At 73.4% G+C, this 20,308-nt stretch carries 15 protein-coding genes; 6 read left to right on the forward strand and 9 right to left on the reverse strand.

Features of this window, described 5'->3' with window-relative positions; genetic code table 11:
- Positions 1 to 140: 140 nt before the first annotated feature.
- The 6 genes from ACWEVN_RS33990 to ACWEVN_RS34015 form a co-directional block, all read right to left on the reverse strand.
- Positions 141 to 1,715 carry an RICIN domain-containing protein gene (locus ACWEVN_RS33990; RefSeq protein ID WP_452053999.1) on the reverse strand — a complete coding sequence of 525 codons (1,575 nt, stop codon included), beginning with the start codon at positions 1,713 to 1,715 and terminating at the stop codon, positions 141 to 143.
- Positions 1,716 to 1,914: 199 nt separating this feature from the next.
- Positions 1,915 to 2,364: a MarR family winged helix-turn-helix transcriptional regulator gene (locus tag ACWEVN_RS33995; protein WP_452054000.1), complete on the reverse strand. Its 450-nt coding sequence runs from the start codon at positions 2,362 to 2,364 to the stop codon at positions 1,915 to 1,917.
- 77 nt (positions 2,365 to 2,441) lie between these two features.
- Entirely contained in the window at positions 2,442 to 5,069 is a 2,628-nt protein-coding gene (locus ACWEVN_RS34000; protein WP_452054001.1) for a LuxR C-terminal-related transcriptional regulator, read from the reverse strand.
- Between the two features lie 47 nt (positions 5,070 to 5,116).
- Positions 5,117 to 6,346, reverse strand: a complete 1,230-nt coding sequence (locus ACWEVN_RS34005) for a hypothetical protein (protein ID WP_452054002.1) — start codon at positions 6,344 to 6,346, stop codon at positions 5,117 to 5,119.
- Between the two features lie 131 nt (positions 6,347 to 6,477).
- Entirely contained in the window at positions 6,478 to 7,272 is a 795-nt protein-coding gene (locus tag ACWEVN_RS34010) for an SDR family NAD(P)-dependent oxidoreductase (RefSeq protein WP_449687424.1), read from the reverse strand.
- Between the two features lie 3 nt (positions 7,273 to 7,275).
- Positions 7,276 to 8,070, reverse strand: coding sequence for an alpha/beta hydrolase (locus tag ACWEVN_RS34015; protein ID WP_449687425.1), 795 nt, complete (start codon positions 8,068 to 8,070; stop codon positions 7,276 to 7,278).
- A 107-nt stretch (positions 8,071 to 8,177) separates the two neighbouring features.
- Between ACWEVN_RS34015 and ACWEVN_RS34020 the strand changes: the two genes are divergently transcribed.
- Positions 8,178 to 9,137 carry a LysR family transcriptional regulator gene (locus ACWEVN_RS34020; RefSeq protein WP_452054003.1) on the forward strand — a complete coding sequence of 320 codons (960 nt, stop codon included), beginning with the start codon at positions 8,178 to 8,180 and terminating at the stop codon, positions 9,135 to 9,137.
- Positions 9,138 to 9,140: 3 nt separating this feature from the next.
- Here ACWEVN_RS34020 and ACWEVN_RS34025 read toward each other — a convergent pair whose 3' ends face one another.
- Positions 9,141 to 9,680: an ArsR/SmtB family transcription factor gene (locus ACWEVN_RS34025; RefSeq protein ID WP_452054004.1), complete on the reverse strand. Its 540-nt coding sequence runs from the start codon at positions 9,678 to 9,680 to the stop codon at positions 9,141 to 9,143.
- 14 nt (positions 9,681 to 9,694) lie between these two features.
- Positions 9,695 to 10,747, reverse strand: a complete 1,053-nt coding sequence (locus tag ACWEVN_RS34030) for an IS110 family transposase (protein WP_452054005.1) — start codon at positions 10,745 to 10,747, stop codon at positions 9,695 to 9,697.
- 290 nt (positions 10,748 to 11,037) lie between these two features.
- Here ACWEVN_RS34030 and ACWEVN_RS34035 point away from each other — a divergent pair, with 290 nt between their 5' ends.
- The gene (locus ACWEVN_RS34035) at positions 11,038 to 12,273 is read left to right on the forward strand and encodes an MFS transporter (RefSeq protein WP_452054006.1); all 1,236 of its coding nucleotides are present in this window, start codon (positions 11,038 to 11,040) and stop codon (positions 12,271 to 12,273) included.
- Here the strand turns inward: ACWEVN_RS34035 and ACWEVN_RS34040 are convergent.
- Entirely contained in the window at positions 12,270 to 14,954 is a 2,685-nt protein-coding gene (locus ACWEVN_RS34040) for a BTAD domain-containing putative transcriptional regulator (protein WP_452054007.1), read from the reverse strand. The genes ACWEVN_RS34035 and ACWEVN_RS34040 overlap by 4 nt on opposite strands.
- A 313-nt stretch (positions 14,955 to 15,267) precedes the next feature.
- Here ACWEVN_RS34040 and ACWEVN_RS34045 point away from each other — a divergent pair, with 313 nt between their 5' ends.
- From ACWEVN_RS34045 to ACWEVN_RS34060, 4 genes are read left to right on the forward strand one after another with little or no spacing between them, the layout of a single operon-like run.
- Positions 15,268 to 15,957 (forward strand): response regulator transcription factor, encoded by a 690-nt coding sequence (locus ACWEVN_RS34045; protein ID WP_449687429.1) that lies wholly within the window; start codon positions 15,268 to 15,270, stop codon positions 15,955 to 15,957.
- The gene (locus ACWEVN_RS34050) at positions 15,954 to 17,426 is read left to right on the forward strand and encodes an ATP-binding protein (protein WP_452054008.1); all 1,473 of its coding nucleotides are present in this window, start codon (positions 15,954 to 15,956) and stop codon (positions 17,424 to 17,426) included. The genes ACWEVN_RS34045 and ACWEVN_RS34050 overlap by 4 nt, the downstream gene beginning before the upstream one ends.
- A 55-nt stretch (positions 17,427 to 17,481) precedes the next feature.
- Complete coding sequence (locus ACWEVN_RS34055) at positions 17,482 to 18,168, forward strand: DUF998 domain-containing protein (RefSeq protein WP_452054009.1); 687 nt, start codon at positions 17,482 to 17,484, stop codon at positions 18,166 to 18,168.
- A complete protein-coding gene (locus ACWEVN_RS34060) occupies positions 18,162 to 20,153 on the forward strand; it encodes a glycosyltransferase (protein WP_452054010.1) in 1,992 nt (663 codons plus the stop codon). Before ACWEVN_RS34055 ends, ACWEVN_RS34060 begins: the two co-directional genes overlap by 7 nt.
- The last annotated feature ends 155 nt before the right edge of the window (positions 20,154 to 20,308 follow it).

A 20,308-nucleotide genomic window follows, 5' to 3' on the forward strand; every position in this document is an offset into this window, starting at 1 on the left:
ACCCACACACTACATTTGGTTAGTGGTTTTATTAGGTGTGCTCTACCGAACACCCCGGCGGGGCGGCGCCCCGGGGCGGGGCGGGTGGTGAGTGGTAAGGCGCGTTAGAACCCGCCTTACCACTCACGACGCGCGGATGCTTACGGCGTCTTCGGGAACGGGAGGATGTCCCACACCCGGTCACCGGACTGCGGCGTGCAGTCGTATTGCGCGGCGGTGACGTCGTTGCCGACGCTCGCCACCCCGGCACACCGGCCGGTCGCCCGGTTCTTCAGCTGGACGTGCCCGTCCGCCGCGACGACGTCCCACAGCTGGTCGGTGAACTGCGGCAGGCACTCGTACTGCAGCAGCGGCTGCCCGTTCACGTTGCCGGCGCCGTGCACGATCAGGCACTTCTTCGTGTAGTGGTTGCGCACCAGCGCCCCGCCCGCCGGCTGCGGGTCGATTTCCCACGCCTGGTCCTGGAACTGGGGCAGGCAGTCGTACTGGACCGCGGGCGCGTCGTTGACGTTGTCCGCGCCACGGACGATCAGGCAGCGGCCCGAGGCGCGGTTGACGACCTGCACCGGGTCCGGCACCGGGGCGATCTCCCAGACCTGGTCGGAGTACTGCGGGAAGCACTCGTACTGGGCGGCGGGAGCCCCGTTGACGTTGTTGGCGCCGAACACGACCGCGCAGCCACCGGTCGCCCGGTTCTTGAGCTGGACGCCGCCGTCGACCGGGACGATGTCCCACAGCTGGTCGGAGTACTGCGGCAGGCACTCGTACTGCTGCAGCGGCGTCCCGTTGCCACTGCCGGTGGCGTGGACGATCAGGCACCTCTTGGTGAACTGGTTGCGCAGCAGCACCCCGCCCGCGGCCTGCGGTTCGATGTCCCACGCCTGGTCGGCGTAGGCGGCCGGGCAGTCGAACTGGAACGCCGGCGCGTCGTCGACGTTGTTCGCGCCCTGGACGGCCAGGCAGCGCTGGGAGTAGTGGTTGACGAACCGGACCGACTTCGGCGTGACCTGGTCGGAGATCCAGCCCGCGAGGTCGTCGGTGCGGGCCGCGACCGCGCCCTGCCGGGTCTCGGTCACCGTGAGGCAGCCGTGCTGCCACGACCGGCTCAGGACGCCCGCGAGCTCGAGCCCGCCGTCGGTGCCCGTGCGCAGCAGCGGGCCGCCGGCGTCGCCGAGGCACGGGTCCTGGCCCGCCGGGCTGGTCACCGCGACCGTCGTCGGCGTGGTGGTGCCGAGGGTGAACGACGCGGTCGTCGCCCGGTTCGGCACCCATTCGGTCGCCGTGCGGCCGTAGCCGGTGATCCGGACGGTCTCGGCGGCGGGCGGCCGGCTGCCGACCCGCAGCGGGGTGACGCCGGCCACCGGGTGGGTCAGCTTCGCCAGCGCCACGTCCCGGTCGGCGCGGGCGACCACTGTGGACACCCGGTAGGCGACGGCGGTGCGCAGGTCGGGTTGCCCGGCGTACACGGTGGTCGGCTTCGCGGGCGCGGCCGGCTGCGCGGTGGCGCCGGGGAAGCAGGCCGCCGCCGTGACGATCCACTGTGGAGCGATCAGGGCGCCGGAGCAGGCCCCGGTGTCCGTCGTGATCTTGACGGCGAACCGGTCGGCCCCGTCGGCGACCGGCTGCCCGCCGGCGAGGGCGTCGGCCGACGACGGGACGAGCACCGCCCCGGCACAGACGACGGCGGCGACGAATGGAACACGAGATCTTCGCATGGGGTTCCCCCTGGTGGTGATGCGGAACTGCGGACGACGGCGGCGCGTGGCGGCGGTGGCGCCCGCGCCCGGCCGTCCGGGGCGGCGGACCCCACGGCAGGTCGAACTCCCAGCACTCCTGCGTCCCCCTCGCGCGCGGCAGCCCGGCTGGGGTCACGCTAGCCAAGATCGTCCGGCAAGACCACCCTCTTCCGGCGAATCAGGCGGAGGGTTCCCCGAAGGCCTTCAGCAGGAGCCGGTGCAGGGTCTCCCGCTCGCCGGGACTCAGCCGGCCGAGCAGCTCGCCGGTGACCGCGGTGGAGACCTCTTCGACCTTGCCGACGGTGGCCTGACCGGGCTCGGTGAGGGTCAGCACGTGCCGGCGCCGGTCCTCGGTGTCGCGCTCGCGGGACACCCAGCCGGCGGCCTCCAGCCGGTCGAGCACCTTGACGAGGTCACTGCGGTCGAAGCCGAGCCGGTCGGCGACCCGCTGCTGCGAGAGCGGCCCGGCCTCGCCGATGCAGACGAGGACGTAGTAGTCCCGCAGGGCGACCCCGTGCCCGGCCAGCGCGGTGTCGATCCGGCCGGTCCCGCTGCGGTGCAGCTGCCCCATCACGTAGGTGGGCCAGCGCAGCAGGCCCCGAGGCCGCCCGGACGGCGAAGCGGACATGGCGGCGAGCATAGGGACGTCCGCGGGCCGGCACAATTGTGGGAAGTCCCCACGGTCGGGGCGCACGTCCGGCGACCTCAGCGATCCGGTTCCTGCGGGAACGACAACCCGGCGAGCCCGGACCGGTCGGTGATCCCGACCTTCGGATACAGCCGGTAGAGGTGGTTGCCGACCGTCCGCACGGAGAGCACCAGCCGGTCCGCGATGTCCTGATTGGACAATCCGGCGGCGGCGAGCCGCGCGACTTCGCGTTCGCGGGCGGTCAGCTGCAGCCGGGTGATCTCCGCGACCAGCGGGGTCGTCGCCGTCTCGCAGCCACTCAGCGTCAGCATCGCCTGGGTGTGGAGCCGCCGGCCGGTCGCGGGGTCGCCCGCCGCGCGGAACGCCCGCGCCGCCTGGGCGCAGGCCTCGGCGGCGAGCAGGTCGGTGCCCAGGTCGGCGAACCGCTGCCCGACGTCGGCGAGTGCCGCGGGGTCCGGCCCGAGCATCGCGGCGGCGTGGTCGGCGAAGACGCGCGGGAACTCGCTTTCGGTGGCCGCGGCCAGCTCGTGCAGGCGCTCCGCGGCGTCGCCGGGGCGGCCGACGCGGGCGGCGTCGTGCAGGGCGAACGCTTCGAACACCGGCGCACCCTGGGCGCGGCAGAACCCGGCGACGGCCAGGGCCAGCTCGCCCGCGCGCCCGGTGTCGCCGGCCGCGGCCGCCACCCACGGCCGCGCCAGCTCGGTCCACGGCTGCAGGAGCCCTTCGGCGGGTGACCGGAGCTCGTCCGCCTGCGCCAGCGCTTCGGCGGCGGCCGCCGGGTTGCCCGCGAGGGCCTCGGCGTGGGCCGCCTCCCCGATCACGTGGGCCCGGAACATCGCCGACACCTGCTTGGCGGCGAGGGCACGGCCCTCCCGGGCCCAGCTCGCCGCGGTGCGAACCCGGCCGCGCAGGCGCGCGACCTGCGCCAGGGCGCCGCACGAGAGGATGAGCGGGAAGTCCCACTGGGTGTCGACCGCGTGCGCGTAGAACTGCTCGGCGCGCGTCCCCGCCTCGTCCAGCCGTCCGGCGAACAGGTCGGCGTAGCACCGGTACAACGCGCGCGACTCCTGGACCCAGGGGATCTGCGCGCACAGGGCCAGTTCGCCCTCGAGGTCGTCGAGCCGCTGCGCGGCCTCGGCCGAGCGACCGAGCTGGACCAGGGCCATGCCCTCGGACAGCAGCCGCTGCGCGCCGACCCGCGGGCTGAGGTCCGGCCGGGCGGCGAGGCGCGTGGTCGCCTCCAGCGACTTCCGCGGCTGCCCCGAGAGCAGGTCGAACACGCAGTGCAGGAAGTCGATCTCGTCCTGCCACGCCCGGTCGCCGAGCACCGCCCGGGTTTCCCGCAGCACCTCGTGCGCGGCGTCGATCCGGTGCAGGCCCCAGAAGAGGTTGTACGCCCGGCCGATCACCCAGTCACCGCGCTGGCCGTCGGACATCGGCGCCCCGGCCGCCTGCGCCATCACGTCCTCGGCCTCGGCGGGCCGCCCGGTGAGGAAGAGGATCCGCCACAGCACCTCGCCCCCGGCGACGTCCGCTCCCGCGTCGAGGGCCGCGCGGGACAGCCGTTCCGCGAGGGGGAGTTCGAGCGCGGCGAACGCCTGGCGGGCCGCGGCGGTGAGCACGTCCGGCTCGATCGGCAGGGACGCGTCCAGCCGCCAGATCGCGATCCGGATCCAGTCGTCGCGCCGCCGGGCTCCGGTGGCGGCGACCGCGTCGGCGAGCTTCTGCCGGACGACCCGGGCCCGCAGCGGCGGCAGCCGCGCGCGGATCACTTCGCTGTAGAGCGGGTGCCCGGCCCGCACGTCGACGCGCCGCCCGTCCTGCCGGGTCCACAGCAGGTTCTTCGACTCCGCCGCCAGCACGGCCCGCTGGCTGGTCAGCCCGACGAGGATGTCGGCACCGACGGGTTCGCCGTAGGCGACGAGCTCGAGGACTTCCTGCTCGTCCGGTTCCAGCCTGCCGATCCGCTCGGCGATGACCTCGGCGAGCCGGGGCACCACCACCCACGGACCTGTCCACTGCCACACGCCGGCGATCTCGGTGAGCGCGCCGCGTTCGCGGCCGGCGTTCACCAGTTCGCGCAGCAGCAGCATGTTGCCGCGGGTGTGCTCGAACATCCGCCGGCTGGTCACGCCGTCGACCGGGCCGTCGAGCACCGCGGCCAGCACCTCGCGGACGTCTTCGTGCGTCATGGCCCGGATTTCCAGCCGGGCGGCCCGGTCCTCCGTCCACAGGGCGGTGATCGCCGGCGGGACGCGTTCCCCGGCCCGGACGGTCACCAGCACGAACGCCCGCCCCGCCTGGGCGAGCTGGTGGACCAGTGCGGCGGAGAGCTCGTCGAGCAGGTGCGCGTCGTCGATCCCGAGCACCAGCCGGCGGGCGCCCGCCCGGCTGGTCAGCGCGTCCGCAATCCGGCGGAGCAGTTCCGCCGGGCTGACGCTCTCCGGCACGGACGGCAGGCCCTGGGCGAGCGCTCCGAACGGGATCGACGTCATGGCCGCCGTCGCCGGAAACCACAGTCCCAGCGTCCGGCGGGGGTCGACGGCGCCGACCGCTTCGTAGGCCAGCCGCGTTTTTCCCACTCCCGCGTCGCCGACGAGAACGACGCCGTCCCGTTCCCGCATCGCGGTTTCGATCTGCCGGAGCTCGGCACTTCTGCCGACGAACGGCCACGGGCTGCTCACGACCCGCCAGCATAGCGAATCCGGGAATCGCGTTCGCGGTCAATCGGCTACGGGGTGACCGTGAATATCGTCCTGGCCCATTGGCCGCCGTCCCGGCATTGCCCGGTGACGTAATGGTCGCCCGTGCCCGCGGGAACGGTGACGGTCGCGGTGAACGTGCCGTCCGCCCGGATCGGCACCGCGGTTCCGATCGCCGCGCCGTCCCAGAGGACGTTGACGCTCCGGTCGCCGTAATCGGGGCAACCGCCGTACTGCGTGCCGTGCACCTGCACGGAACTGCCCGCGCGGCCGCGGGCCGGCGTGGTCGTCACCTGTAGCGGCGGGGTGACGGTGAACGTGCTCCGGGACCACTCGCCGCCGTCGACGCACCGGCCGTAGAGGTAGTGCGCGCCGGGGCCGGCGGACTCCGGAACGGTGAACCGCACGGCGAACCGGCCGTCCGGCCCGGCGGTGACGGTGTTCCCGGTGCCGTACCCGTCCCAGAGCACGTCGACCTTGCGGGTGCCCTCGGCCGGGCAGGCGGTGTAGCCGGTGCCGGAGAAGTTGACCGACGTCCCCGGCAGGCCCTTCGCCAGGTCCGTGGTCGTCGCGAGCCGCGGTTGCGCCGTCGTGGCACCGGTTTTCGGCGTGGTGGTGCCCGGAACCTGACCGGTCGGCACCTGGCCACCGGTCAGCGGAGGACGCGTGCCGCCGCCCGGTGCCGGGTTGCCCACGTCGTCACCGGTGCCGGGTGCCGGGAGGACGGGCAGGTCTTGGGTGGGCAGGACCGGGACGGAACTCGGTGCCTGCGGGACGGTCGACGTGATCGACGTGACGCCGTCCGATTTCGGCTGCGTGGCCACGGTGCCGCTGTCGTCGTGCGGGGCCAGCAGGAACACCGTTCCCCCGCAGCTGAGGGTGATGCTCAGGAACACCAGCGACAGTTTCTTGTTCCGGGAGACGACCTTCTTGATCCGGGTGAACCAGGATCGCGTCACCACGGTGCCGTTGCCGTTCAGCACGACGGCGTCCCCGTCACGGGCCTGCGCCTTCTGGTCGACATCCTGCGGCCGGTATTCGCGCAGCAACTCGGCGAGACTCCGCGCGAATCCGGCGTCCGCGCCGGCCCGGGCCGCCAGTTCCGCGGTGAGCGTTTCTTCGCCGCCCGGATCTTTCGCGGCGGTTTCGGCGACACCGCCGAGGTGCTCTTTCACCAGATCCACCAGCCGCTGCTGGGTGTCCGTGAGCACGTCCATCGATTCCACGCCCTCGATGAACAGGCGTGCGACTTCTCCCACCTGTGATTTTTTCAGCACGGTTCCCTCGACCCCTCTCGTCCGTACGCCCCATTGTCGGCACACCACGGAGATCACTTGAGGGATCGGCATTACTCAACTCGATCCGGACCCTACTCAATTCGGATCCGGATTCAGTGAATTTCCGTCGCATAGCCCCCGTCGATGGCGAATGTCGCGCCGGTGATGTTGCCCGCCACCCGGCCACCGGCCAGGAAGGCGACCAGGTTCGCCACCTCCGCGGGCCGGGTGAAGCGGCCGGTAACCGCGTGGGCCGCTGCTTCGTCCGCGACCGCGTCCGGGCTCGCGCCCGTCGTCGCCGCCAGGGTTTCCGCCACGCCGCCCGTGCCGAGCCACAGGTCCGTCGCGACCGGGCCCGGGTTGATCGCGTTCGCGCGGATGCCGCGGGGGCCGAACTCCTTCGACAGCGACTTCGTGAAGTTGACCAGCGCCGCTTTCGCCGCGCTGTAGTCGATCACGCCCGGGTCGGGCAGGACCGCGTTGACCGAGGCGACCGTGACGATGCTCCCCCGGCCCGCCGTGACCATCGTCGGCAGCACCGCCCGGGTGGCCCGGACCGCGCTCAGCAGGTTCAGCGTCACCGAGCGCGTCCAGTCTTCGTCGGTCACCAGCAGGAAGCCGTTCGGCCGGGGCGCGACCGCGCCGACGTTGTTGACCAGGACGTCGATGCGGCCGAACTCGGCCACCGCCAGCTCGGCCAGCCGGCCCGGGCCGTCCGCGGTGCCGAGGTCGACCGCGAGCGCGTGCGCCTTCCCCGCCTCGACGAGGGCCTCCAGGCCCGGCCCCGGGACGCGCGCGCCCGCCACGACGTGCGCGCCTTCCGCGACCAGGACTTCGGTGACGGCCAGGCCGATGCCGCGGCTGGCTCCGGTGACGACCGCGACCGCGCCGTCCAGTCCGAGGTCCACCGGCTAGACCCCCTGCTCGCGCAGCCAGGCCAGGACGGCGTCGGCGACTTCGCGCCAGCCGCTGTCGATGGTCAGCGAGTGGCCGCGGCCCTCGAACTGCTTCAGCTCGGTGACGGCGGTGGAATCCCGGTACTGCTTGAACGTCGAGCGCGTGACGACGTCCGGGACCGTGTGGTCCGCCGTCCCGGAGATCAGCAGGAGCGGGCCGCGGTCCGCCCGGCCGGTGTCGACCGCGGCCTGGGAGTGCAGCACGAAGTTCGCGGCCGCCGCCTGGAACAGCGGCCGGGCCGGAGACGGGATCGTCCAGCGCCGGTACAGCTCCGCCGATTCGGCGTCGCTCAGGGCGTTGCCGAAGCCGAACCGGAACTCCTTCTCGGTCAGCGACACCGTGCGGTGGAGGTTCGCCGGGTTCCCCAGCGCCGGCAGGCCCGCCCGCAGCTGCGCCAGCGGGAGCGGCAGGACGCCCTTGATCTGCGCGGGATCGATGGCGACGCCGGCCAGGCCGATCCCCTGGCCCAGCAGCTTCTCGGTGATCAGGCCGCCGAAGGAGTGCCCGATGACGACCGGCGGCCGGTCGAGGCCGGCGATGATCGCCGCGTAGTGCTCGGTGGCCTCGTCGATGCTGGTGTCCGCGACGGCTTCGGGGTTCGCCCGCGCCAGCTCGACGGTTTCGGGCTCGTGCGGCCAGCCCGGCGCCACGGGCGCGTACCCGGCCGCCCGGAAGTGGTCGATCCACGGGGTCCACGAGGTGGCGTGCAGCCACAGCCCGTGGATGAACACGACGGGGGTGCCGGCCATCGGATCCTCCAGTTCTTCGAAAGCACTGTCCCCAGCCAACCCGACCGGTGGCGCCGACGTCCAAGACCTGTTGCGCCCGGATCGATAGCCGTGGTGGCATCGTCGGCGTGGACCTCGACCTCCGGCTGGTGCGGTACTTCGTCACCGTCGCCGACGAACTGCACTTCGGCCGCGCGGCGGCGAAGCTCTTCATCAGCCAGCCGGCGCTGTCGAAGCAGATTCGCAAGCTCGAAGCCGACGTCGGCGGCGCCCTGCTGGTCCGCGACAGCCGCCACGTGGCCCTCACTCCGCGCGGCGACCGGTTCCTGCACCTGGCCCGGCAGCTGCTGGCGACCGCCGACCTGATGCTGCGCGAGCCCGCCCCGCACCACGTGCGGATCGCCCACATCTTCGAGCTGGACACGAGCCGGCGGGTCGCCGACGCGTTCCACACCGCCCACCCCGCCATCCGGCTCGTGCAGAGCCAGATGGACAGCGCCCGCCAGCTCACCGCGCTGCTCGAGGACCAGCTGGACGTCGCGATCATCCGCGTCACGAGCGCGCTGAAGGCGGCGAACCCGGCGGGCTGGCGGCACGAGCCGCTGCGGCTGGAGCCGTTCCGCCTGGTCGGCCGCCCGGGCGACCCGCGCCGCCCGGCGGTGTCGGTGCACGAACGTCCGATCGAGGTCTTCGCCGACGCACCGGGCACGGCGCTGTACAACGTGCACGGCCGGTACCTGAGTTCGCTGGAGCAGCACACGGGCCTGACCTTGCGCTGGCTGGGCAACCCGGGCACGTTCGACACGTGCCACGCCGCCCTCACCCGGGCACGGGACAGCGCTTACCTGCTCGAGTTCGACAGCTACGCCCGGCGGTACGCCGAGCTCGGGATCCCGGCGTACCGGCCGCAGGAGCTGGAGCCGGTGTACCCGTGGTCGCTGGCGTGGCGGGATGGCGAGCCGCCGGAGAGCGTCCGGGCGTTCCTGGACGTGGCGAGGGAGACGGCCGCGCGGCAACACTGGCTGCACCCCGAACGGGCGGACGGCGTGCCGCTGTGGGCGCCGCCGGAGGACCTCGCCGTCGCGTGACGGCTACTCCGCCAGGCGGTGCAGCACGATCATGCCGCCGTACGCGGGTTCGCCGGAGCGTTCGGTGTCCGTGGACACGTACCGCTCGACGAGCGCGACGATGCCGCGCTCCAGTTCCGCCGCGTCCTCGGCGGACAGGTGGACGGCGAACCGCAGGAAGGTGCGCACCGCGTCGGGGCCCGCCGCGCGCAGCTCGTCCTGGATTGCTTCGATCGGCGCCAAGGCGGCGTCGAATTCGGTGTTCGGCGGGTCGTCCAGCCACCACGAGCGCGCCTTGGCGCGGTAGGGCTTCTCCAGCGCGCCACTTTCGCCGGTGCGAACCGGGGCCGGCTCGAGCAGGCCCGCCTCGAGCAGCTGACGGACGTGGTACAGGACCGTCCCGGGGTCGCGGTCCAGCCGGTCGGCCAGCTGCTTGTTGGTCAGCTCGCCCTGCCAGCACAGCCGCAGGATGCGCAGCCGCAGCGGGTGGGCCAGGGCCTTGGCCTCGCCGACCGTGGCCTCGCGCCGCGACATCGACGAGGACGCACCGTCGTGATCAGCCATGGGTTGCTCCTATGTCAAGCCGCTGCGGGGAGCGTGGCTGTGAGGGGTGTGGTGTCGGTTCGTAGGAGGTTGAACACGACGCGGGCGAGGCGTCGTTTGAGGGCGCGGAGTGCTTCCATGGTGGTGTCTCCGTGGCTGCGGCGGTTGAGGTAGTAGGTGCGGCCGGGGCCGGGCAGGCGGATCTGGGTGACGGCGATGCGGTGCAAGGCGGTGTTGAGCTGGCGGTTGCCGCCGCGGGCGAGGCGGTGGCGGGTGGTGTTACCTGAGCTGGCGGGGATGGGCGCGACTCCGGCGTGCATGGCGTAGCAGGCTTCGGAGCGGAACCGGGTGACATTCGCGGTCTCCCCGACGATCTTCGCCGCGGTCAGGGCGCCGCAGCCGGGCAGCGCGAGCAGCCGGGGTGCCAGCGGTGTCATGCGTGCGGCCAGTTCGCGTTCGAGGGCGTTGATGCGGACGGTGAGGCCGCGGATGTCGGTGACCAGCTCGGCGGCGATCCGCACGACCATCGATGCCGGCTGCTGGGCCAGCCATGTGGTGAGCCGGTCGAGTTCGCAGAGCCGGTCCAGGCCGCGTGCGGCGGGGTCGAGCTCGGGGTCGAGTTCGTGCAGGTGCCAGCGCAGCCGGTTCTGCATCCGGGTGCGGGTGCCGATCATGTCCTCGCGGTGGTCGACCAGCAGCTTGACCTCCCGCGACTCGCGGTCGTGAGTGGCGGAGGGCAGATTCGGCTCCCGCAATGCCGCTCGTGTGACGGCGAGGGCGTCGATGGGGTCGGACTTGCCGCCGGTCCTGGCAGCTGACCGTGCGCCGGCCATCAGCTTCGGCGGTACCCGCACCACGGTTTGCCCGGCCGAGAGCAGGGCCCGCTCCAGCCGGGTCGAGACGTGCCGGCAGTCCTCCACCGCGAAGCGCACCTGCTCGGCCGGCCACTGGCGCAATGTCCAGCGCAGCAACTGCCGATGACCGGCGTCGGTGGCCCGCACGGTCTTCTCGCCCAGCTTGCGGCCCACCTCGTCCACGACGACTGCCGTATGCGTGGCCTTGTGGACATCGATACCCAGCACCACCATGGAGATGGTCTCCTTCCAGCTCGAAGGGACGGCTGGGCCGGCCGGCGGACACACCTCAGCAGGGGGCGCTGCCACGCTCCTATCAAGTCACGCCGGTCGGCCCTGACCACCGGTGACCGGCACAACCCATGATCGCCAACCCGCAAGCAGGCGGCAGCGAGGCTACGAGCCAGGTCACCAGCGGCCAGGATCCCAACCACCGCAACAGCGGCAACACCACCCTGACACTGACGCAGGCTAGCGCATCCCCATCGATGGACTTTTCTCCATCGATGTGAAATTCTCCATCAATGCGGACATCGCTGGGCGGCAGGTACTGGCGGCTGTGGACGTCGGCCGCCCTGTCCAACCTGGCGGACGGAATCCTCAAGTTCGCGCTGCCGCTGCTGGCGATCGGCTACACGCGCTCGCCGGCGCTGGTCGCCGGGCTGACGCTGGCCTTCACCCTGCCGTGGCTGCTCTGCGCGCTGCCGGCCGGCGCGATCGCCGACCGCCACGACCGGCGCGGCCTGATGCTGCTGGCGAACGTCATCCGCGCGACCTTGCTCGCCGGCCTCCTCGTGGCCGTGCTGCTCGACGCCGGTTCGATCTGGCTGCTGTACGTCGCCGCACTCGGCACCGGCATCGCGGAAACCTGCTACGACACCGCGGCCCAGGCGATCGTGCCGCAGCTGGTCGGGCGCGAGCAGCTGCCGAGAGCGAACAGCCGGCTGTACGCGGCCGAGACGACGGCGCTGGAGCTCGCCGGTCCCCCGGTGGCCGGGCTGCTCGTCGCCACCGCGGCCGCCCTGACGCTCGGGACGCCGATCGCCCTCTGGGCCGTGGCGGTCGTCGTCCTGGTGTCCGTCCGCGGCTCGTTCCGGGTGGCGGGCACCGATCGGCGCCCGGTGCTGCGCACCGAGATCGCCGAGGGACTGCGGTTCGTGTGGCGCACCGGCATCCTGCGCACGTTCACGGTGATGACCGGCGTCTTCAACTTCGCCAGCAGCGCGATCCAGGCCGTGCTCGTCCTGTACGCCGTCGGCCCGGGATCGGCGATGGGCCTGTCGGAGGAAGGCTTCGGCTGGCTGGTGAGCCTGGTCGCCGCCGGCGCCCTCGCCGGTTCCTTCTTCGCCGAGCGGATCGAGCGCGCGCTGGGCACGGCACGCGCGATCGGCATCACCTTCTTCGCCGGGGCCGCGTCCCTGGGGGTGCCGGCGGTGACGGCCGATCCGGTGCTCGTCGGGGCGGCCTTCTTCGTTTCCGGTGTCACCCTCATCGTCTCCAACGTCACGACGGTCTCCCTGCGCCAGCGGATCACCCCGGACCGGCTGCTCGGGCGGACCAACAGTTCCCACCGCCTGGTGGCGTACGGCACGAAGCCCCTCGGCGCGCTGGCGGGCGGGCTGCTCGCCCAGTTCTCCAGCCTGCCCACGGTGTTCGCGGTGATGAGCGCGCTGGCCATGTCGACCGCCTTCGGCGCGACGAAGGTGACCGCGCGCGCCGTGGCCGACGCCGGACGCGACGCCTCGCGCAGCCCGGTCTAGCCGTCGCCGGCCGCCAGGTGTTCCTGGACCCGCGCGTGGCGGAACTGGTAGACGCCTCCGGCCTGGCGCAGCACTCCGCGCCGGTGGGCGTCGTCGAGGAAGTGCATCAGGCGCCACGGGAGGCGGCCCGTGGCCGCGAGCCACACGTGGTGGACGAAGTAGTTGCCCCAGGCCCGGGTCACCAGCACCGCCAGCCCGATGCCCACGCCGAAGCACACGCCGACCACGAACGGGGCCACCGGGTTCGTCGCCGCCGGGAACACCTGGCCGCCCGCCAGGGCGCCCGCCACGCCGTAGCAGACCGCCGCCACGCCGCGGGCCATGAAGAAGCCGAACGACGCGCCCGCGATCCCGCCCGCGACGGCCAGCGCCAGGTCGTAGCGGCCGCCCAGCACCGGGAGGAACCGCGTCTGGGCGGTGAACGCGAACGCCATCCCGTCGAACAGCCCGAGGGACACCAGGAACGACACCGACAGCGCGATCGCGCCCATCCGTTCGTTGCGCAGGATCGTCCGCGGGCTCGCCACGCGGCTGGCGTCGACCGGTTTCGCCAGCCACACGTGCACCGCGAACACCAGGCCGAACACCAGCGCCAGGAAGACGACCAGGCCGACCGCCAGCGACCAGCCCAGGCCGAGCAGGACACCCACCGCGGCCCCGATCGCGAAGCGGCCGGCGAACTTCCCGGCCGCCCCGGCGAAGCGCAGTTCGGTGCGCAGCGGCTCCGGCGGACGGCCGAAGCGGTGCGTCAGATACGCGGCGCCCCCGAAGGACAGGCCGTAGATCGCCGCGAGGACCGGGCCGTCGTCGACCCAGCCGGTGACGACGAAGAACAGCGCGATCAGCACGCCGATCAGGCCCGAGCGGGTGCTGACCGGCACCGCGCGGTACAGCTGCCACCACGCGAGGTCGCGGCTGCGCGCGCGTTCGAGGTGGCGGGCCAGGAACCCGAGCCAGCGGGTCGCCTGCTCGGCGGTGTAGCGCCCGGACGGGCTCGTCTTCGGGTTCCGGCCCGGCGGCTGCGGCACCTGCGCGTAGGCGTTGGGGACGAACGAGTCGAGGAGCTGTCCTTCGAGGACTCCGGCGTCTTCGGCGGCGAGCAGCTCCGCGGGATCGGCGGGCGGCCGGCCGTAGCCGATCCGCGCGAGGTCGACCATCAACGGCGTCCGCAGCACCCGGGCCAGTGCCGACTCCGGCTCGCGCCGCAGCCGGTCGGCGACCGGCTGCCAGCGGTCTTCGCCCTGCCGCGCCGTCAGGTAGGTGATCGCCTCCTGCCGGGCGACGGGTTCCAGCCGCACCACGGTCGCGGCGCTCAGCACCGCGCCGGATTCGCGGGTCGCCTGCTCGTACTCGGCCGAGCGGCAGGTCAGCACCAGCGAGCGTCCGGCGCCCACGGTCTGGTCGAGCGCGTCGAGCGCCTCGACGCGTAGATCGGCCGGCATCTCGTCGAGGCCGTCGAGGACCGGGACGACGTGGCCGCCGAGGACGAGCCGGGTCGGGGCGTCGGTCCCGTACTCGCGGGTGGTGAGCAGCGCCGGGTGGTTCTCGGCGAGCCGGGCCGCCAGCCACCGGTCGAGGTGCTCGCGCCGCGGGTCCCACGAGGCCAGCGACAACAGGACGGGGACGGGCGCGTCCGGGGCGCGGGTGCGCAGCAGCTCCAGCGTCAGCATCAGGGCGAGCACGGACTTGCCGGAGCCGGGATCGCCGAGCACCACCAGCTGCCGCACGGGCAGCGCGCTGAACGTCGCCGCGATGTCGTCGAGATCGCCCCGCGGCTTCCCGGCGCGCGCGGCCGACGACCAGCGCAGCATGATCGGCTGCGGCCGGTGCAGCGAACGCAGCTCGGCTTCCGCGCGCCACTGCCACGTGACGGCTTCGGCCAGCTCGGTGACGGCCCGGTCGAACCGGTGCTGCGGCGGCACTTCCGGCTCGGGCTCTTCGGCGCTGGGCGCCGACTCGGCGAGGATCCGGTCGTGGAGCCGCCGCAGGTCGGGGTTCGGGTCGACGCCGAGTTCGTCGGCCAGCCGCCGGCGCAGGCCGTGGAACAGCGTCGAGGCTTCGGCGTAGCGGCCCTCTTTCGCGAGGGCGCGCATGAGGAGCAGATGGGACAGCTCGCGCGTCGGGTGCTCGCCGCAGAACTCGGTCAGCTCGCGGACGACTTCGGCCGTTTCGCCGAGCCGCAGCCGCCATTCGGCGCAGAGTTCGACGGCTTCGGCGCGTTGTTCGTCGAGCAGCGCGGCCCGGCCGGCGAGCGTGGTCGTCCGCAGCCCGTCGAGCGCCGGGCCGCGCCACAGGGCGAGCGCGGTGCGGATTTCCTCGACGGCGTCGACGAGTTTGGCCTGCCCGGCGAGTCCCCGGGCGGCCGCGACGTGCCGGCGGAACCGGAGGGCGTCGAGGTCGTCGCCGTCGATCTGCAGGCGGTAGCCGGGGCCGTCGGTGACGATCGCCCCGCCGAGCTCGCCGAGCCTGCCCCGCAGCGCGGAAACGCAGTTGCGCACCTGCTTCACCGCGGTCGCCGGCGGCTCGTCCTCCCAGAGCGCGTCGATCATGCGTTCCACCGGGACGACGGCGCCGGCGTTGAGCAGCAGCACGGCGAGCGCGCGTTGCTGCCGCGGGCTCGCCAGGGTGAGCCGGCTCCCGGACACCCGCACTTCCAGCGTCCCGAGGATCCGGAACCTCATCGCCACCCCCTGGTCATCGGACCGGCCGGTTTCGCCGAACGCGCAGGTGAAGCGGCGAATGCCGGCGCGAGGACGAAACGAGGACGGCGTCGGAAACCCTAGGGCCACGGCGAAAGAGGGGGAATGCCGGGGCGACCCGGTGGCGGGCGCGTCGTTGGGGGTCGCGCCCTCCGCCGGGACAGCCCGGCCGCGGCAGGCCCACCCGTGAAGGGCGCGTCGTCGGGGGCGTGCCCTTCACGGCGGCTCCCGGTTCTTAGCCGTTTCTTAAAACCCCGCCTGGCGACCACTCCCGCCGCCTCGGAGAATCGGCAGGGTGCTGATCGTGATCGCCGACGACGAGGATGCCGTGTGCGACTCCCTGTCGCGCACCCTGCGCTTCGAGGGCTATGCCGTCGAGGTCGCCAAGGACGGGCAAGCCGCCCTCGACGTCATCCGGGAGCGCGAACCCGACGGCGTCATCCTCGACGTCACCATGCCCGTGCTCGACGGCCTGGAAACCTGCCGGCGGCTGCGGGCGGCCGGGAACCTCGTGCCCGTCCTCATGCTCACCGCGCGCGGGGACGTCACCGCGCGGGTCGCCGGCCTCGACGCCGGGGCCGATGACTACCTCGCCAAGCCCTTCTCCCTCCAGGAGCTGCTCGCCCGGGTGCGGGCCCTGCTGCGGCGCGCGCGGTACGAAGCCGTCCCCGAAGCCCCCGCCGATCTCCGCTTCGGGGACCTCGCGCTCAACCCGGCCACGCGGGAGGTCGTGCGCGCGGGCCGTCCGGTGCGGCTGACGCGCACCGAATTCGCCATCCTCGAGCTCTTCCTGCGCCACCCGCGGCAGGTGCTCACCCGGACCGTCCTGTTCGAGCACGTCTGGGGCTTCGACTTCGGCAACAGCTCCAACAGCCTCGACGTCTACCTCGGCTACCTGCGCAAGAAACTCGAAGCCGAGGGCGCCGCCCGGCTGCTGCACACCGTCCGCGGCGTGGGCTACGTCCTGCGCGAGGACCCCCTGTGAGGCTGCTGCGCGGCCTGGGACGGCGCAAGCTCACCCTGCGCGCGCGGGTCGCGATGCTCTCCACGCTCGGCGTCGCGTTCGCCGTGGTCGTCGTGTCGCTCGCGGGCTGGTGGCTGATGCACGGCCGGATGTACGACAACCTGGACCTCCGGATGCGCGCCGACACGGCCGAGGCGGTGCGGGCGGCGACACCGGAGGACGCGCTGCGCGCCCTGCACGGCGCCGACGAGCTGCCGGGCGACTGGTCGGACGACGACCTGCCGTCCGAAATCCGGCAGCTGCTCGTCGTCGCCGGCACACCGCCGCCCTTCGTCGTCCGGTTCCTCGACGACCGGGGGCAGCCGGTGGCGGCCACCGCGGGCGCCGAGTGGCTGGGGCCGGTGACGGCGCCGGCCGCCCGCGTCGCGGCGCGCGGGAGCGGCCAGGACCTCGCCGACGCCGGGCCCGAAGACGACGAGACGGTCTACCGGGTGAGCACCGTGCCCCGGCCCGGCGGCGGCGCGGTGCAGGTCGCCAGCCGGGTCATCGGCATCGAAGGGACCCTCGACGACCTGCGCGTGCTGCTCACCTGGATCGGGCTCGCCGGCACCGCCCTCGCCGGCGTGGTCGGCTGGGGCGTCGCGCGGGCGGGCCTGGGCCCGGTCCACCGGCTCACCGGGGCCGTCGAGAAGGTGGCGGAGACGCAGGACCTGGACAGCTCGATCCCGGTCGCCGGCCACGACGAGATCGCCCGGCTCGCGACCGCGGTCAACCACCTCCTGACCGCGCTCGCGGCGTCGAAAGCCGCCCAGCAGCAGCTCGTCCAGGACGCCGGCCACGAGCTGCGGACCCCGCTGACCAGCCTGCGCACCAACGTCGAACTGCTCACGTACGCGGAGGAGCAACTCGCCTCCGGCCGGGTCCTCGCCCCCGACGACCGCGCCCGGCTGCTGCGGGACCTCGGGGTGCAGGCCGAAGAGCTGACCACGCTCACCACCGAGCTGGTGGAACTGGCCGCGGAGAACACCGACCCCGAGCCGCTCGGGCCCCTGGACCTGGCCGACGTGGTCCACAGCGCCGTCATCCGGGCGCGGGCGCGTTGGCCGCAGGTCGTCTTCGCCGTCTCGACCGCCCCCGCGAGCATGACCGGCCAGCCGGGCGGGCTGTCCCGCGTGGTGCTGAACCTGCTCGACAACGCGGCCAAATGGAGTCCGCCGGGCGGGACCGTCCGGGTCAGCCTGTCCACTTCGGACGGCCATGCCGACCTGACGGTCACCGACGAAGGGCCGGGCATCGACGAAGAGGACCGGCCCAAGGTCTTCGAGCGCTTCTACCGCGCCACCGCGGCCCGGTCGATGCCGGGCTCGGGGCTCGGGCTGGCCATCGTGGCCCAGATCGTCGAAGCACACGCCGGCCGCGTCGTCGCCGGCGCGGCGCCCGGCGGCGGCGCCGAGATGCGCGTGCGGCTGAAGAGCGACCGCGTTTCTTAACCGGCCCAGCGGCGGCTCTTAAGGTTCTTTCATCCGCGGACCCGAACTTCGAATCGTGTCCTCCGTCGAAACGATCCGTCCCGCGCCGTCCGCGGCAGCGGGATCGCGCCAGGCCCGGGTCTGGGCCACCGCCGCCATCGCGTGCTTCGGCTTGTCCGTGGCCACCACCCTGTTCCTGCACGTCACCCAACCCGTCGATCCCGTCCGGCAGGTGATCAGCGACTACGCCCTCTCCCCCGCCGCCGCCGGGTTCGGGGTCGGCGTGCTCACCCTGGCCGCCGGGACCGGGTTCCTGCTCGTCGGCCTCGGCAAGGCCGGGCTGCCCGTGTCCCGGCCCGTCGTCGCGCTGGCCGGCTGCTGGGGTGGGGGGCTGACACTCTGCGCCTTCTTCCCCACCATCCCCACCGGCGCGCCGATGACGCTCTCCGCCGAGATCCACCGCTTCGCGGGCCTGGTCCTGTTCGTCAGCCTGCCCGCCGCGGCCGGGCTGCTCGCCCGGGACGTCGCCGGCCACCCGGTGCACCACGCCCTCGCCGTCCGGCTGCGGCGGCACACCGACTGGGCGTGGGCCGCCCTCACGGTTTTCCTGCTCAGCCAGCTTCCGGTGCTGCTCGCGCCCTCGCGCGGCTTCGACGGCCCGCTGTTCCAAGGGCTCGCCGAACGGCTCGTCTTCGTCGTCTACCTCGTCCTGCTCGGCGAGCCGGCCCTCGCCGTCCTGCGTTCCGGGAGGAAATCGTGCTGACCCTCGCCATCGTTCTCGCCGCCGCCGGCGCGTGCTGCTTCGCCGGTACCGTCCACCTCCAGCACCGGGCCGTCCGCGGGGCGACCGCGGGCCCGGCGTTGCGGCTGTCCGGGGTCCGGGCCATCCTGCGCACCCCCGGCTGGTACGCCGGGATCGGGCTCGCCGGCCTCGGCGCCGCCTTGCACGTCCTCGCGCTCACCCTGGCCCCGCTCGCCGTGGTGCAGCCGATCGGCGTGCTCACCCTGGTGCTCACCGTCCTGCTGGCGCGCACCCCGCTCACCCGGACCGTGCTCGCCGCGCTGGCGATGAGCGTCGCCGGGCTCGCGGGGTTCGTCGCGCTCTCCGCCACGGCCGCGAACACCGCCCTGCCGGCCCCCGATCTCGGGACCGCCCAGTGGGCGCTGCCGGTCGCGGCCGGGCTGGCCGTGGCCGCCCGGTACACCCGCGGCCGGACGCGGTCCCTGTTGTCCGCGCTCGGCACGGCGGTGCTCTTCGGGTTCACCTCGGCGCTGATCCGGGCGGCGGCCGTCGCCCCGTTCTCCCTCCTCGTCATCGCCGAAGCCGTGGCGGCGACGCTCGCCGGGGCGTGGCTGCTGCACCAGGCCTACGCCAGCGGACCGGCGCCGATCGTGGCCGGCGCGACGACCATCGTCGACCCGCTGAGCGCCGTCCTCATCGGCGTTTTCGCCTACGGGGAACTGACTCCGGGCCAGCTCGCCGGCGTCGCCGTGCCCGGCTTGATCGCCGTGGGCGGACTCGTGCTCCTGACCCGCGAACTGCCGTCGCCCGCCGCGCCCGCACGCCAGGCGCGGCGCGAGGGGCCACTGCGCATCGCGATCACCGCGGACACCTACCCGCCCGACGTCAACGGGGCCGCCAACTTCGCCGCCCGCCTGGCGTCGGGACTGGCCGCCCGCGGGCACGACGTCCACGTCCTCTGCCCGGCGCCCACCAGCGAAGACTGCACCGAAACGGCGGCCGGGGTCACCGTCCACCGGCTCGGTTCGGTGCGCACGCCGTTCCACCCGACGTTCCGCGTCTGCCCGCCGTGGCGGACCGCGAAGGCCGTGCCGGCCCTGCTCGCCGGGATCGACCCCGACGTCGTGCACACCCAGGCGCACTTCCTGGTCGGCCGCAGCGCGGTCCGCGCCGCCACCGCGGCCGGCGTTCCCGTGGTGGCCACCAACCACTTCATGCCGGAGAACCTGCTCGGCTACGGCCCGCTGCCGCGCTGGACGCACCGACCGCTCATCCGGCTGGCGTGGCGCGACCTCGCCCGGGTCTTCGGCCGCGCCACCGTCTGCACCACCCCGACGCCGCGCGCGGCCCAGCTGCTCGAACGGAACGGCCTGCACCGGCCCGTCCTGGCCATCTCCTGCGGGATCGACCGCGCGCACTACGCCGGCCCGCCCGACGAGCCCGCCGAGGCGCCGAACGTGCTCTTCGTCGGCCGGCTGGACGCGGAAAAGAACGTCCACGAGCTCCTGGAGGCGGCCGTCTCCCTGCCCGCGGACGTCCGGGTCGAGCTCGTCGGCGACGGCAGCGAACGCGGCCGGCTCGAGGCGCTCTCGGAGCGGCTGGGCCTCGCGGACCGGGTGACCTTCCACGGCTTCGTCCCGGACGGGGATCTGGTCCGGGCCTACCGGCGGTGCACCGTCTTCTGCATGCCGGGCACCGCCGAACTCCAGAGCCTCGTCACCATGGAGGCGATGGCCGCGGGCAAACCGGTGGTGGCCGCGGACGCGATGGCGCTGCCCCACCTCGTCCGGCCGGGCCGCAACGGCTGGCTCTACCCGCCCGGCGACGTCGCGGCGCTGGCCGGGCGGCTCACCGCAGTGCTGACCGACGCGCCGGCCCGGACGGCGATGGGCCGGGCGAGCCTCGCGCTGATCGCCGCGCACGACCTGGATTCCACATTGGACACCTTCGAAGGGGTCTACCTCGACGTCGCCGTCCGCCCGGCGGCCGTCGCGCTGCGGGGCTGAGCACGGCAAAAATGCCGGTGCCGGCGCGCCGGGCGTGGGGCACAGTGACAGGTCCGTGGTGGGGGGGGGTGGCAGCACCCAACACAACCCCACACACCACAACACACACCAAACACCATCTGTAATGAAAAGAACACCAATAATACAAAAAAACA

This window comes from Amycolatopsis sp. NPDC003861 (assembly GCF_053605405.1).

Excerpts from the sequence above, each read along its gene's own strand:
- ACWEVN_RS34015 (WP_449687425.1), bottom strand. The coding sequence starts at position 8,070 with ATGGCCGGCACCCCCGTCGTGTTCATCCACGGGCTGTGGCTGCACGCC.
- ACWEVN_RS34040 (WP_452054007.1), bottom strand. The coding sequence starts at position 14,954 with ATGAGGTTCCGGATCCTCGGGACGCTGGAAGTGCGGGTGTCCGGGAGC.
- ACWEVN_RS34035 (WP_452054006.1), top strand. The coding sequence starts at position 11,038 with ATGCGGACATCGCTGGGCGGCAGGTACTGGCGGCTGTGGACGTCGGCC.
- ACWEVN_RS33995 (WP_452054000.1), bottom strand. The coding sequence starts at position 2,364 with ATGTCCGCTTCGCCGTCCGGGCGGCCTCGGGGCCTGCTGCGCTGGCCC.
- ACWEVN_RS34030 (WP_452054005.1), bottom strand. The coding sequence starts at position 10,747 with ATGGTGGTGCTGGGTATCGATGTCCACAAGGCCACGCATACGGCAGTC.
- ACWEVN_RS33990 (WP_452053999.1), bottom strand. The coding sequence starts at position 1,715 with ATGCGAAGATCTCGTGTTCCATTCGTCGCCGCCGTCGTCTGTGCCGGG.
- ACWEVN_RS34025 (WP_452054004.1), bottom strand. The coding sequence starts at position 9,680 with ATGGCTGATCACGACGGTGCGTCCTCGTCGATGTCGCGGCGCGAGGCC.